The organism is Streptomyces lydicus, assembly GCF_004125265.1.
GTDB classification, from domain to species: domain Bacteria; phylum Actinomycetota; class Actinomycetes; order Streptomycetales; family Streptomycetaceae; genus Streptomyces; species Streptomyces lydicus_C.
Genome location: NZ_RDTE01000003.1, coordinates 3,926,940 through 3,941,153, shown reverse-complemented (window position 1 = coordinate 3,941,153; position 14,214 = coordinate 3,926,940). Strand labels below are relative to the sequence as shown.

The window sequence follows — 14,214 nt, the reverse complement described above, 5'->3', positions numbered from 1 at the left end:
CACCCGCCCGTATCCGTCTCTGCGGGACGCCGCCGGGCCCGCCCGGCGCCGGCTCAGCTCGCGCTCGCCAGCGACAGCTTCGCGGCGAAGCCGAGGAACGCCGCACCCGCACCCGCGGACAGCCCGGCCGTCAGCCGCTTGCGGCGGCGGAAGGTCGCCGCCAGAAACGTCCCGCTGAAGATCAGGACCGACAGGTACGTGAAGCTGAACAGCTGCGCCCAGGCGCCCAGCGTCAGGAACGACAGCACCGGATGGGCGTAGGCCGGGTCGACGAACTGCACGAAGAAGGAGATGAAGAACAGGATCGCCTTCGGGTTGAGCAGGCTGACCACCAGCGCCCTGCGGTACGGCCGCTCCACGGTCTCCTTCGGCGCCTCGGGTTCCCCGCTCCGCCGCTCGGCCCGGCGCGCCTCCCGGCCGTGCCACAGCGCCAGGGCGCCGCGCAGCATCCCGACGGCCAGCCACGTCAGATAGCCCGCGCCGGCGAACTTCACGACGGTGAACAGCACCGGGCTGGTCTGCAGCAGCGAGGCCACACCGCCGGCCGACAGCGTCATCAGCACCGTGTCACCGCACAGCACACCGGCCGCCGCCCGGTAGGCCACCCGCGGGCCGCGCCGGGCCGCCACCGAGACGACGTACAGCGAATTCGGCCCCGGCAGCAGAATGATCAGTGCGAGCCCCACCAGATACGTGGACAGATCCGTTATCCCCAGCATGTGCGGCAGGATCTCATCCCCCCGATCGCCGCCTCACCGGCTTTTCATGATGCGGACGTGCGCCTCACACGAGGTGAGGACACCTGGTGGAGCGCGTACCGGGACGTGGAGCGCGTACCGGGACGTGGAGCGCGTACCGGGACGTGGAGTGCGTACCGGGAAGGGAGCGGAAGTGAGCCGGTGCGCCACCCTCCGCCCGCCCCGGCCCGGCGCTCAGCCCTGCGGGGAGAGCACCACAGCCGTCCCGTAGGCGCACACCTCGGTGCCCACGTCCGCGGCCTCCGTGACATCGAAGCGGAACATCAGCACCGCATTCGCACCCCGCGAGCGGGCCTGTTCCACCAGCCGTTCCATCGCTGGTTACGGGTCTCGACCAGGGTCTTGGTCAGGCCCCGCGGTTCGCCGCCGATCATCGACTTCAGGCCCGCGCCGATCTGGCTGCCGAGGTGGCGATTGGGGTCTCCCCTGCTCAAGCGCAGTCGAGAGCTTGGGGAAGCACGGCCAGGCCGAAGACCTCGCCGATGACACGTTCCACGTGAAACCCCGGGACGTCGTTGGTCGTGACCACCAGCACATCGGACTGCGCATGCTGCCCGCCGCCGTACTCCTCGATGCCCATGGCGCGCACCTCCTTGCGGCCAGCATCACCCGGTCCCTGGGGCGCGGCCAGCGGTCGGGGGCGCTCGGGTGGGGCCCCCGGGGCCCGCCTGGAACCAAGGGGGGCCGTGTGGCGTTGATAGTTTTGGGCCGCACACGCGCCTGCACCCTCGTCGCTTCGCTCGTCGCACCGCACGATCCGGCGCCCTCGACCCAGGAGCCTTCACCCCGTGAATACTCTCGCGCTCGGCCCGCAGTGGCTGGACCCGGACTATCTGATCGCGACCTTCGGCCTGGTCGGCGTCCTGGTCATCGTCTTCGCGGAGTCCGGCCTGCTGATCGGCTTCTTCCTGCCGGGCGACTCGCTGCTGTTCACCACCGGACTGCTGGTGACGACGAACAAGCTGGACCGGCCGCTGTGGCTGGTGTGTTCCCTGGTGGTGCTGGCCGCCGTCCTCGGCGACCAGGCGGGCTACCTTTTCGGCCGCAAGGTCGGCCCCTCGCTCTTCAAGCGCCCCGACTCCCGCCTCTTCAAGCAGGAGAACATCGGGAAGGCGCACGAGTTCTTCGAGAAGCACGGACCCAAGTCGCTGATCCTGGCGCGCTTCGTACCGATCGTGCGGACCTTCACGCCGATCATCGCCGGTGTGAGCCGGATGAACTACCGCTCCTTCATCACCTTCAACCTGATCGGCGGCGCCCTGTGGGGCGCCGGTGTCACGCTGCTCGGCGCCTCGCTGGGGAACATCCCGTTCGTCCACCAGCACATCGAGCTGATCCTGGTCGCGATCGTGCTGATCTCCGTCGTACCGGTCGCCATCGAGTACCTCCGCGCCCGCGGCAAGGCCAAGAACGAGCAGCCCGCCCCGCCCCACCCGGCGGACCGCGCCCCCGCCCCCGACACCCGCCGCGGCCGCCACGCCAAGCGCTGACAACGGCAACGAGCCACTGGCCCCCGGACACCAGCCACCCCACCACCTCAGTTCCCACCCACAACGGGAGGCGACGGGCCGGTGAGGCCTGGGTACAGGACGTAAAGCGAAGCAGTCCGGTACCCAGGCCCCACCGGCCCGTCGCCGCACCCACAGCCCCGCGCAGCGGACCCGGCTCGCCGCAGCCGCCACGGCGGGACAGCCGAAATCGCCCTCCGCGGAACGGCAAAGCGCAGCGGACCGGCAGCGGACCGGTAGCCGAAACATCGCCCCCGCGCACGCGCCGTCCACCCCTATCAGGCATCGTGTCCTTCGTATCCGTCAGGAGGCTTACGAGGAGAGCGAAGAACCGTGGCGTCGGACCCACAACGCGGCCAGCGCGGCGCGAGCGGAAGTGGCAGCAGCAGCGGGAGCGGCGGCAGCCCGGACCCGGCAGATTCCGAGGAGCGCAAGCCCCAGCCGGACGAGGTGCACAGCGCCTTCACCCCGCCGCTGGGCGTGCCGTATCCGCCGCTGCCGGAGGACGAGCACCCCACCTCCGAGTTCGCGCTGCCCTCCGGCCTGCGCCCCGAGGTGCCGGCAGAGCAGGAGGGCTCGGCGTTCGCGCCGCCCAGCGGCACCACCGGCCAGACCCCGATGCCCGCCGGCTCGACCGCCCTGAGCTACGCCTTCACCCCGCCGCACGGCATCCCCGCCGTCCGCCTCACCAAGGAGGCGCCCTGGCAGGACCGGATGCGCACGATGCTGCGGATGCCGGTGGGGGAGCGGCCGGTCCCCGAACGCGTCGAGCGGGCCGACGACGAGAGCGGCCCGGCCGTCCCCCGCGTACTCGACCTGACGCTGCGTATCGGGGAGATCCTCCTCGCCGGCGGCGAGGGCGCCGAGGACGTCGAGGCCGCGATGTTCGGTGTGGCGCACGCCTACGGGCTGGAGCGCGTCGAGCCGACGGTCACCTTCACCCTGCTGTCGATCTCCTACCAGCCGTCGCTGGTCGACGACCCGGTCACGGCGAGCCGGACGGTGCGCCGCCGCGGCGTCGACTACAACCGGCTGGCCGCGGTCTTCCGGCTCGTCGACGAGATCGCGTCCGAGGGCATCACCCTCGAAGAGGCCTACCGCGGCCTCGCCGAGATCCGCCGTAACCGCCACCCCTACCCGAGCTGGGCGCTGACGGTGGCCTCCGGGCTGCTGTCCGGTGCCGCCTCCATGCTGGTCGGCGGCGGGATGCTGGTGTTCGTCGCCGCCGCGGTGGGCTCGATGCTCGGCGACCGGCTGGCCTGGCTGGCGTCCGCGCGCGGGCTGCCGGAGTTCTACCAGTTCGTGGTCGCCGCGATGCCGCCCGCCGCGGTGGGCGTCGCCTTCGGCCTGGCGCACGCCAATGTGCAGGCATCGGCGGTGATCACCGGTGGGCTGTTCGCGCTGATCCCGGGACGGGCCCTGGTCGCCGGCGTCCACGACGGGCTGACCGGCTACTACATCACCGCCGCCGCCCGTCTGCTGGAGGTCGGCTACCTCATCGTCGGCATCGTCGTCGGCGTGCTCAGCGTGCTCTACATCGGACTTCAGCTCAATCCCGGCCTGCGGCGGCTCAACCCCGAGCAGTCGCTGGGGGTGTACAACGAGCCGTTGGTGCAGATCGTGGCGGCCATGCTGCTGGCGCTGGCGTTCTGCGTGCTGCTCCAGCAGGAACGCAACACCGTGGCGTTTGCGACCCTGAACGGTGGCGTCGCCTGGGCCGTCTACGGCGCGCTCGCCTACGTCGCCAGGATAAACGCCGTGCCCGCCACCGCGATCGCGGCCGGACTGGTGGGCCTTTTCGGCCAGTTGCTCTCCCGCTACCGCTATGCGTCCGCGTTGCCGTACGTCACCGCGGCCATCGGCCCGCTGCTGCCCGGTAGCGCCACGTACTTCGGCCTGCTCAACTTCGCCCAGGGACATCTGCCACAGGGCCTGACGTCGCTGGTCCAGGCCGCCTCTCTGGCGCTGGCCATCGCGGTGGGGGTCAACCTCGGCGCCGAGGTCGCCCGGCTGTTCCTGCGGGCGCCCGGCCTCCAGGAAGCCGGCGGCCGCCGCGCCGCCAAGCGCACCCGCGGCTTCTAGCCGGCGGCACCCGCGGGCGGCACACCGCCCGCGACACGCACGACGGGCGGCAACCCAACCGGGTGCCGCCCGTTCGCGTAAGAAAATCAGTCCGCGGACCCCGGCGCGCCGCGGTCGGCGAAACCCCGCCGCGCGCCGGGACCGTACGGCTGTGTCAGTGCTTGCCGCCCTGCGCCTCAAGGCGCTTGTACGAGGCCTCGATCTCGGCCTCGGCCTCGGTGCGGCCGACCCAGTTGGCGCCCTCAACGGACTTGCCCGGCTCCAGGTCCTTGTAGACCTCGAAGAAGTGCTGGATCTCCAGGCGGTCGAACTCCGACACGTGGTGGATGTCCCGCAGGTGCTCCACCCGCGGGTCGGACGCCGGCACGCACAGCAGCTTGTCGTCGCCGCCGGCCTCGTCCGTCATCCGGAACATGCCGATGGCGCGGCACTTGATGAGGCAGCCGGGGAAAGTCGGCTCGTCCAGGATGACCAGCGCGTCCAGCGGGTCGCCGTCCTCGCCCAGGGTGTCCTCGACGAAGCCGTAGTCGGCCGGGTAACTGGTCGAGGTGAAGAGTCGACGGTCCAGGCGGATCCGACCGGTCTCGTGGTCCACCTCGTACTTGTTCCGCGAACCCTTCGGGATCTCGATGGTGACGTCGAACTCCACGGGTGGCTCCTCCATGATCAACACATACGTCTGGTGATTAAGTGTCCCCCACGCAGGTGTGTGGTGGCGAAAGGGGCTGGTCCGAGGTGCCGGAGACCGGAAAGTGGCAGGTCAGATGGCAGTCGGCGCAGCGGTCCGGGCGGGCGGCGCCGCGCGCGGCGGTCCGTGCGGCGCAGCGCGCGGCCGACGCCGCGCGCCGTACGGACGCGGCCGCACGGCAGGCCTGGGAGGCCACACCGCGCCAAACCCGGCAAACCTGGCAGCTGACGGCGGTCTCCGCAGCCACCGGCCTGGCGGTCGCGCTCGCCGCGGTGGCAGCGGCGGGGCCGTGGGACTCGGGTCAGCGTACGGCCGAGCGCGCACAGGCGGGCTCCATGGACGGTGCCAGTGGTGAGCATCACGCCGCCGACCCCGGGCGGGCACCCAGCGCCCCGCCCGTCCTGCCCGCGCTCGGCGACACCGCGCCCGGCTCCGCGGGCCGCGGCGCGGCCCCCGTGCCCACCGACGCGGGCCTCGCCGACGCGCTCTCGCCGCTGCTGAAGGACCCCGCGCTCGGCCCGCTGCGCACTGCCTCCGTTCTCGACGTCGCCGCGGGCCGCGAGGTCTTCGGCGAGGGCCAGGGCAAGGCCGCCACGCCCGCCTCCACCGTCAAGCTCGCCACCGCCGTCGCCGCGCTCTCCGCGCTCGGGCCCGACCACCGCATCGACACCACCGTCGTCATGGGCGGCAAGAACCGCATCGTCCTGGTCGGCGGCGGCGACCCCACGCTCACCGCCCGCGCCCCGCGGCACGGCGCCGAGGAACAGCCCGCGAATCTGCGCACCCTCGCCGACGCCACCGCCCGCGCCCTCAAGAAGCGCCACCTCACCAAGGTCGGCCTCGGCTACGACACCCGCGCGTACACCGGCCCCGTCCTGCACCCCATCGGCCCGAACGAGAACATCGCCCCCGTCACCGCCCTGATGGCCGACGAGGGACGCCTCGACGACAGCGACCACGGCACCGCCCCCCGCAGCACCGACCCGGCCCACGACGCGGCCCGCACCTTCGCCGGACTGCTCCACGAGCGCGGCATCACGGTCGACGGCGGCCCATCGGACGCCAAGGCCCCCGCGAAGCCCGACCGGATCGCCACCGTCCGCTCGCTGCCGCTCTCCGCACTCGTCGAGCGGATGCTCACCTACAGCGACAACGACATCGCCGAGGCCCTGGCCCGCCAGACCGCCCTCGCCGCACACCAGCCGGCCGGCTTCGCCGGTGCCGGAAAGGCCGTCCGCGCCGCCCTCGCCCGGCAGCACCTGCCGTTGTCCGGCGCGGTCTTCGAGGACGGCAGCGGCCTGGACCGCGACGACAGGGTCACCGCCGCCCTCCTCTCCCACCTCCTGCTGCAGGCCTCGTCGCCCGACCGGCCCGCCCTGCGCCCCGTCCTCACCGGCCTTCCGGTGGCCGCCTTCACCGGCACCCTCAGCGACCGCTACCGGGGCCAGAGCGCCGGCGCCGGCGCCGTCCGCGCCAAGACCGGCACCCTCACCGGCGTGAACACCCTGGCCGGCACCGTCGTCGACGCCGACGGCCGCCTCCTGGTCTTCTCCTTCATGACCACCGGCACCACCGACCCCCAGGGGGCCCAGCAGGCCCTCGACAAACTCGCCTCGGCGGTGGCCAACTGCGGCTGCCGTTAGACCCCGTCACCGCACCCACAGCCCCGCGCAGCGGACCCGGCCCGCCGCTGGGGGTACCTCCCACGCCCTTTAGGCAGTGGGGGAGCAACGGCGAGAAGCCCCCACGGCGGGACGGCCGAATACGCCCGCCGAGGCAAAGCGCAGCGAACCGGCTACCCCCCGGAGGAGCGCCCACGTACGGTGAACTCATGACGAGCATCGGTGGGACCGAGATGGTCGACTGGAACCTCGCGGTCGCGACCGCGACCCGGTTCGTACGGCCGGGGCCAGAGGTGAGCCGGGACGAGGCGCGCGCGATCGTCGCCGAGCTGCGCAAGCACGCCAAGTCCTCCGAGGCGCACGTCCGGGCCTTCACGCGGATGGCGCAGCCCGACGCGACGGGCGACGCGCCGCATGACACGCCGGTCCTCGTCGTGGACCGGCCCGGCTGGATCAAGGCGAACGTCGCCGGTTTCCGGGCCGTGCTCAAGCCGCTGCTGGCCAAGATGGAGGACCGCCGCTCGGCGGTACCCGGCGGCGCGGTGCTCGGCGCGGTGGGCGGCAAGGTCACCGGCGTGGAGCTGGGCATGCTGCTGTCGTTCCTGGCCTCGCGGGTCCTCGGCCAGTACGAGACCTTCGCCCCGGCCTCCCGGGACCTGCCGGCGGGCGCACAGGGCGGACGGCTGCTGCTCGTCGCGCCCAACATCGTGCACGTGGAGCGCGAGCTGGAGGTGGAACCGCACGACTTCCGGCTGTGGGTGTGCCTCCACGAGGAGACCCACCGCACGCAGTTCACCGCCGTTCCCTGGCTGCGGGATCACATCGAGGGCGAGATCCAGGCGTTCCTCGGGGAGACCGACATCGATCCGGGCACCCTCCTGGAGCGGCTGCGCGAGGCCGCCCAGTCGCTGGCCGGCGCCAAGCCCGAGGGCGAGGAGGAGAGCAGCCGCTCCCTCGTCGATCTGGTCCAGACGCCCGCGCAGCGCGAGATCCTGGGCCGGCTGACGGCGGTGATGTCCCTGCTGGAGGGCCACGCCGACTATGTGATGGACGGCGTGGGCCCTGATGTCGTGCCGTCGGTCGCCGAGATCCGAGAGAAGTTCCAGAAGCGCCGGGCCAGCGGCGCCGGACGGCTGGACCAGGCGCTGCGCAAGCTGCTCGGCCTGGACGCCAAGCTGCGGCAGTACCGCGACGGCGAGCGGTTCGTCAGCGCGGTCGTCGAGGAGGTCGGGATGGACGGCTTCAACCGCGTCTGGACGTCGCCGAACACCCTCCCGACCAAACAAGAGATCGCCAAACCGGCGGACTGGGTCGCGCGGGTGCACCGCAAAGCGGACGGGGCACCGTAATCGAACGGCGTGAGCTGGGCACGCCGGGTGGCAGTAGCGCGCCCCTTCAATCACCCGTCTGAGGGACCGATACGGATGGATAGGCGTGCAATGCTCGGGGAACCGCTCGCCTCTGTCACCATCTAGGCACTCTGTGTGACGAAGATGCCCTCACCGGCGGGCTCCCAGCTGAACGATTGGAAACGGACATGGGTCCCCATCCAGCGGTCGCCGCGATACGCCTGGCGGTCCGCCGCGTACTCCACGACGTCCTCACCCACCACTGCGCGCAGGACCGGCCCGAGCCCCCGCTCGTGCTCGTCGCCTGCTCCGGCGGCGCCGATTCGATGGCGCTCGCCTCCGCTCTCGCCTTCGAGGCCCCCAAGCTCGGCGTCCGCGCCGGGGGCGTCACCATCGACCACGGCCTCCAGGAGGGCTCGGACCTCCGCGCCGCCGAGGTCGCCCTGCGGCTGCGGGGCCTGCGACTGGACCCCGTCGAGGTCGTCGCCGTCGATGTGGAAGCGCCGAACCGGGTGGCACACGGCACCGCGTACCGGGGTGGCGGCGGGCGAGGGGCGGGCGGACCGGAAGCCGCCGCCCGTGACGCTCGTTACGCCGCCCTGGACGCCACCGCCGAGCGCCACGGCGCCACCGCGGTCCTCCTCGGCCACACCCGTGACGACCAGGCGGAAACGGTGCTGCTCGGCCTGGCCCGCGGCTCCGGGACCCGCTCGCTCTCCGGTATGGCGGCGACCAGCGGCAGGGACGGCCGCTACCGTCGGCCCTTCCTCGACGTGGACCGCCAGACCGCCCGCAAGGCCTGCCTGATCCAGTCGCTGCCCGTCTGGGACGACCCGCACAACACCGACCCCGCCTACACCCGCTCCCGCCTCCGCCACGAAGGACTGCCCGCCCTGGAGAAGGCGCTCGGCAAGGGCGTCGTCGAGGCGCTGGCCCGTACCGCCCAGCTCTCCCGCGACGACGCCGACGCCCTGGACGCCTGGGCGGCCGACGCGGAGGGCACCGTCCTCGACGACACCGGCACCCTCGACATCGCCGCTCTCTTCGCCCTGCCCCCCGCGGTGCGCCGCCGGGTGCTGCGCCGGGCCGTCATCGGCGCCGGCGCACCGGCCGGTTCGCTCTTCGCCCGCCACATCGAAGAGGTGGACCGGCTCATCACCGCCTGGCGGGGGCAGGGGGCCATCAACCTCCCCGGGCGAGTGGGTGTGCGACGGCAGGGTGGCAGACTGGTGATCCGGCAGGGCTGAGCCGCAGACGCTGCCCCGCATCCGAAGTCTCACGACTGACGCGAACACCGAACAGAGCGAGAGTGGCACGGGTGGACGACAAGGACATGGGCTCCGACCTTGAGTCGGTTCTCATCAGCAAGGAAGAGATCGACGCGAAGCTGGCTGAGCTGGCCGCGAAGATCGACGCGGAGTACGCGGGCAAGGACCTGCTCATCGTCGGCGTCCTCAAGGGCGCCGTGATGGTCATGGCGGACCTGGCGCGCGCGCTGTCCACCCCCGTCACGATGGACTGGATGGCCGTGTCGTCGTACGGCGCGGGCACCCAGTCCTCCGGTGTGGTCCGCATCCTCAAGGACCTCGACACCGACATCAAGGGCAAGCACGTCCTGATCGTCGAGGACATCATCGACTCCGGCCTGACGCTGTCGTGGCTGCTGTCCAACCTCGGCTCGCGCGAGCCTGCCTCGCTGGAGGTCTGCACGCTGCTGCGCAAGCCGGACGCGGCCAAGGTCGCCATCGACGTGAAGTGGATCGGCTTCGACATCCCCAACGAGTTCGTGGTGGGGTACGGCCTCGATTTCGCGGAGAAGTACCGCAATCTGCCGTTCGTCGGTACTCTCGCGCCGCACGTCTACGGCGGCTGAGGGCGCTTTGTGTGCCCGTCCGGCCGGCGTGGCCGGACGGGGCCCGGACCGGCTGCCGAGGGCGACGGGAACCCTTCGGGGCCGCCCGCCGTTGGAGCAGGGAGAACGGAATCCTCGGCTTCGTGTTCACCCTCGGCGCAGGCGCCGGGTGACAATGCTGGGGTACCGTCCGAAGGCAGTTCTTTTTCGGGCCAGTAATACACCGTACGCACGACCAGCCCTCCCAAGGGCGTTGTGCCTCACTGTGGCAGGAGGGACGGGGCCTCAGCGGCTCCGTATGGATGGACGTGAAGCGATACTTCCGTGGGCCGGTCATGTGGATCGTGCTGGCCGTCCTCGCCGTGGTCGTGTTGATGCAGGTCGTCGGCTCGTCCGGCGGCTACAAGACGGTGGACACCGGTCAGGTCGTCAAGGCGATCGCTGACAACAAGGTGAAATCCGCCGAGCTGACGACCGGTGACGAGAACAAGATCAAGATCGAGCTGTCGGGCTCCAACAAGATCGACGGCTCCAACAAGCTCCAGGCGAGCTACATCGGCGACCAGGGCGTCGACGTGGCCAAGAACCTGCAGGCCAAGTACCAGACCGGCGAGATCAAGGACGGGTACACCGTCTCCCCGTCGAAGCAGAACCCGTTCGTCTCGGTGCTGCTGTCGCTGCTCCCCTTCGTCCTCATCGTGGTCGTCTTCCTGTTCCTGATGAACCAGATGCAGGGCGGCGGCTCCCGGGTGATGAACTTCGGGAAGTCGAAGGCGAAGCTGATCACCAAGGACACCCCCAAGACGACGTTCTCGGACGTCGCGGGGTCGGACGAGGCGGTCGAGGAGCTCCACGAGATCAAGGAGTTCCTGCAGGAGCCGGCGAAGTTCCAGGCCGTCGGCGCCAAGATCCCCAAGGGTGTGCTGCTGTACGGCCCGCCCGGAACGGGCAAGACGCTGCTGGCGCGTGCCGTCGCCGGCGAGGCGGGCGTCCCGTTCTACTCGATCTCCGGCTCCGACTTCGTCGAGATGTTCGTCGGTGTCGGTGCCTCCCGTGTCCGTGACCTCTTCGAGCAGGCCAAGACGAACGCCCCGGCGATCGTCTTCGTCGATGAGATCGACGCCGTCGGCCGGCACCGCGGTGCGGGCCTGGGCGGTGGCCACGACGAGCGCGAGCAGACCCTCAACCAGCTGCTGGTCGAGATGGACGGCTTTGACGTCAAGGGCGGCGTGATCCTGATCGCCGCCACGAACCGTCCGGACATCCTTGACCCGGCGCTGCTGCGCCCCGGCCGTTTCGACCGGCAGATCGCCGTCGACCGCCCGGACCTGCAGGGCCGTCTCGAAATCCTCAAGGTCCACCAGAAGGGCAAGCCGGTCGCCCCGGACGTCGACCTCTCGGCCGTCGCCAAGCGCACCCCCGGCTTCACCGGTGCCGATCTGTCGAACGTCCTCAACGAGGCCGCGCTGCTGACGGCCCGGAGCGACGAGAAGCTGATCAACAACCACTTCCTGGACGAGGCGATCGACCGCGTCGTGGCCGGCCCGCAGAAGCGGACCCGGATCATGTCCGAGAAGGAGAAGAAGATCACCGCGTACCACGAGGGCGGACACGCCCTGGTCGCGGCGGCCTCCCCGAACTCCGACCCGGTTCACAAGGTCACGATCCTGTCCCGCGGCCGAGCCCTCGGCTACACCATGGTCCTGCCCGACGAGGACAAGTACTCCACGACCCGCAACGAGATGCTCGACCAGCTGGCGTACATGCTGGGCGGCCGCGCGGCCGAGGAGCTGGTCTTCCACGACCCGACCACGGGTGCCGCCAACGACATCGAGAAGGCCACCGCAACGGCCCGCGCGATGGTCACGCAGTACGGCATGACCGAGCGGCTCGGCGCGATCAAGTTCGGTACCGACAGCTCCGAGCCCTTCCTGGGCCGTGAGATGGGTCACCAGCGCGACTACTCGGAAGAGGTCGCCGCGCTGGTCGATGAGGAAGTCAAGAGGCTCATCGAGACCGCGCACAACGAGGCGTGGGAGATCCTGGTCGAGAACCGCGATGTGCTGGACAACCTGGTGCTGACGCTGCTGGAGAAGGAGACCCTCAACAAGGAGGAGATCGCCGAGCTCTTCAAGCACGTGGTCAAGCGCCCGGCCCGCCCGGCGTGGACCGGCTCCTCGCGCCGTACGCCCTCCAGCCGCCCGCCGGTGCTCTCGCCGCGGGAGCTGGCCCCGGCCAACGGCTCGGTGACCACGACCGCCGCCGTCTCCACGGAGAAGGCGGAGGCCCCCGAGGACCAGCGTCCCGAGAGCTGATTCCCGGGCCCACGGCCCCGGAATACATGCCGCGCCCCCCAGGCTTAATCTGGGGGGCGCGGCATTTCGCGATTCCACCGCGATGACGAGCGGCCGCAGAAGGAACGAGGCACCACATGACCGACCCTGTGACGCTGGGCGTCGACGGCAAGATCGGCACATTCGACGAGAAGCGCGCCGAGAACGCCGTCCGCGAGCTGCTCATCGCGGTGGGCGAGGATCCGGACCGGGAGGGCCTGCTGGAGACGCCGGCGCGGGTGGCGCGGGCGTACAAGGAGATCTTCGCCGGGCTGTGGCAGAAGCCGGAGGACGTACTCACCACGACGTTCGACCTCGGCCATGACGAAATGGTGCTGGTCAAGGACATCGAGCTGGTATCCAGCTGCGAGCACCATCTGGTGCCGTTCGTCGGTGTGGCGCATGTCGGCTACATCCCGTCCGCCGACGGCAAGATCACCGGCCTGTCCAAGCTGGCCCGGCTGGTCGATGTCTACGCCCGGCGCCCGCAGGTCCAGGAGCGTCTGACCACGCAGATCGCGGACTCGCTGATGGAGATCCTGGAGCCGCGCGGCGTGATCGTCGTCATCGAGTGCGAGCACATGTGCATGACCATGCGCGGCGTTCGCAAGCCGGGCGCCAAGACGACGACGTCGGCCGTCCGCGGCCAGCTGCGCGACGCCGCGACGCGCGCCGAGGCGATGAGCCTGATACTCGCCCGCTGAGGCGAGGAGCCCGGTACCCGCCCGCCGAGGCGCGTGCCCGGCACTCGCGCCCCATGGCGTGTGCCCGATAACGCCGACGGCCGGGCCCCTCAGGCGGTGCTTGAGGAACCCGGCCGCGGACGGGGCCGTACGGGGCGCGTACCGCCCCGTCAGGCCTTGAGGTGATTGCCCAGCCACTCCAGGGCGGGCGGGATCTCGCGACGCCAGGTGTTGAAGTTGTGGCCGCCGCTGTCGAGGATGATCGACGAGACCCGGCTGGGTGACTTCGTCTGCTGGATGAACCGCAGCGTCTGGTGGTAGTTGCCCTCTCCCTGTTTGCTGCTGGTGACCAGCAGGTTCACCTCGGGGGCCGGCAGGTGCTGCTGACGCCACAGCAGGTTGTTCTCGCGCTGCAGCTGCGCGTTGCCGCCGAAGAGGTCGCCGGTGGTGGCGTCGAGGGGGGCCTTGTAGACGCCGGAGAGGGCGACGGCGCTGGAGTACGCGTCGGGGTGGCGCATGGTCATCTTCAGCGCGCAGTAGCCGCCGGTGGAGTCACCGATGACACCCCAGCTCTCGGCCTCGCGCCCTATTCGGTAGTGCCCGGCGATATCCGCACGCAGGTCCTTGGTGAAAAAGGTCTCGGTCTGCGGGCCGCGCGGTATGTCCATGCACTCGGTGTCGCGGGGCGGCGCGACCGTCGGACGCATCATCACCAGGACGGTCGGCTGCATCTTGTGCTTCTTGAGCAGTTCGTGCTGGGTCTGCGGGAAATGCAGCTTTTTGTAGAGCGCCTGGGCGGTGCCCGGATAGCCGGTGAGCACCAGGGCCGCCGGGAATTTCTTGTGCGCGTATGCCTTCTGGAAGTACTGCGGCGGCAGATAGACGAAGGCGGGGCTGGCGATCCGGGAGTGCTCGCCCTGGATCAGCACCTTGTCGATGCGGCCGCCGACCGCCGGGCGCGCCCCGTTCCGGACGCTGACCCGCTCGGTACCCAGCATCTGCAGCTTGGTGCCGTTCGGCCCGGTCTGGTAATTGGTGACCACCCCCGGCTCCTGCTCCTGGCCGAAGAGGTCGGCCCAGGACGCGTAGAAGCCGAACGAGTCGTTGGCGAACAGGCCGATCACGGCGAAGAGGGAAAGCTGGGTCGCCAGCAGGAGGCCGACACGGCCGAGAACGGCGCGCCAGTTCCCCTTGGCCAGGCGGGGCCAGAGCCAAACGGTGAGGACGAACAGTGCCACCGCAACGAGGACGGCAAGAAGCAGCACTTTCTTGCTGGTGAGACCCATGTGGTGCTTTCTTCCGGGCGGCCGGGCCATCCGTCCGCTGGTGGAACCCCTAG

Annotated in this window: 11 protein-coding genes and 1 pseudogene; 8 read left to right on the top strand and 4 right to left on the bottom strand. The window is 70.7% G+C overall.

The annotated features are described in order from the left end of the window. Positions 1-53: 53 nt before the first annotated feature. Both leuE and D9V36_RS19685 read right to left on the bottom strand, forming a co-directional pair. Complete coding sequence (leuE, locus tag D9V36_RS19690) at positions 54-719, bottom strand: leucine efflux protein LeuE (protein ID WP_129294933.1); 666 nt, start codon at positions 717-719, stop codon at positions 54-56. Between the two features lie 213 nt (positions 720-932). Further along, a pseudogene (locus D9V36_RS19685) lies at positions 933-1,338 on the bottom strand (YbjQ family protein). A 208-nt stretch (positions 1,339-1,546) separates the two neighbouring features. Here D9V36_RS19685 and D9V36_RS19680 point away from each other — a divergent pair. After that, positions 1,547-2,248 carry a DedA family protein gene (locus D9V36_RS19680; RefSeq protein ID WP_129294932.1) on the top strand — a complete coding sequence of 234 codons (702 nt, stop codon included), beginning with the start codon at positions 1,547-1,549 and terminating at the stop codon, positions 2,246-2,248. 351 nt (positions 2,249-2,599) lie between these two features. Further along, positions 2,600-4,348 (top strand): threonine/serine exporter family protein, encoded by a 1,749-nt coding sequence (locus tag D9V36_RS19675; RefSeq protein WP_129294931.1) that lies wholly within the window; start codon positions 2,600-2,602, stop codon positions 4,346-4,348. Positions 4,349-4,502: 154 nt separating this feature from the next. Here the strand turns inward: D9V36_RS19675 and D9V36_RS19670 are convergent, their stop codons facing one another. Further along, a complete protein-coding gene (locus D9V36_RS19670; protein ID WP_088799186.1) occupies positions 4,503-4,997 on the bottom strand; it encodes an inorganic diphosphatase in 495 nt (164 codons plus the stop codon). 86 nt (positions 4,998-5,083) lie between these two features. Between D9V36_RS19670 and dacB the strand changes: the two genes are divergently transcribed. The 6 genes from dacB to folE all read left to right on the top strand — a co-directional run bounded on the left by dacB (position 5,084) and on the right by folE (position 12,896). Continuing rightward, positions 5,084-6,679, top strand: coding sequence for a D-alanyl-D-alanine carboxypeptidase/D-alanyl-D-alanine endopeptidase (gene dacB, locus D9V36_RS19665; RefSeq protein WP_129294930.1), 1,596 nt, complete (start codon positions 5,084-5,086; stop codon positions 6,677-6,679). Positions 6,680-6,867: 188 nt separating this feature from the next. After that, positions 6,868-8,007 carry a zinc-dependent metalloprotease gene (locus tag D9V36_RS19660; RefSeq protein WP_129294929.1) on the top strand — a complete coding sequence of 380 codons (1,140 nt, stop codon included), beginning with the start codon at positions 6,868-6,870 and terminating at the stop codon, positions 8,005-8,007. A gap of 188 nt (positions 8,008-8,195) precedes the next feature. Then, on the top strand, positions 8,196-9,254 hold the full coding sequence (gene tilS / locus D9V36_RS19655; protein ID WP_129294928.1) for a tRNA lysidine(34) synthetase TilS: 1,059 nt from the start codon (positions 8,196-8,198) through the stop codon (positions 9,252-9,254). Between the two features lie 86 nt (positions 9,255-9,340). Then, positions 9,341-9,880, top strand: a complete 540-nt coding sequence (gene hpt, locus D9V36_RS19650) for a hypoxanthine phosphoribosyltransferase (protein WP_129298546.1) — start codon at positions 9,341-9,343, stop codon at positions 9,878-9,880. Between the two features lie 281 nt (positions 9,881-10,161). Further along, a complete protein-coding gene (ftsH, locus tag D9V36_RS19645) occupies positions 10,162-12,174 on the top strand; it encodes an ATP-dependent zinc metalloprotease FtsH (protein ID WP_129294927.1) in 2,013 nt (670 codons plus the stop codon). Positions 12,175-12,290: 116 nt separating this feature from the next. Further along, positions 12,291-12,896: a GTP cyclohydrolase I FolE gene (gene folE, locus D9V36_RS19640; RefSeq protein ID WP_088799191.1), complete on the top strand. Its 606-nt coding sequence runs from the start codon at positions 12,291-12,293 to the stop codon at positions 12,894-12,896. A 149-nt stretch (positions 12,897-13,045) separates the two neighbouring features. On the opposite strand, the gene D9V36_RS19635 is transcribed toward folE, so the two are convergent. Then, positions 13,046-14,161, bottom strand: coding sequence for an alpha/beta hydrolase (locus D9V36_RS19635; RefSeq protein ID WP_129294926.1), 1,116 nt, complete (start codon positions 14,159-14,161; stop codon positions 13,046-13,048). Positions 14,162-14,214 lie beyond the last annotated feature (53 nt).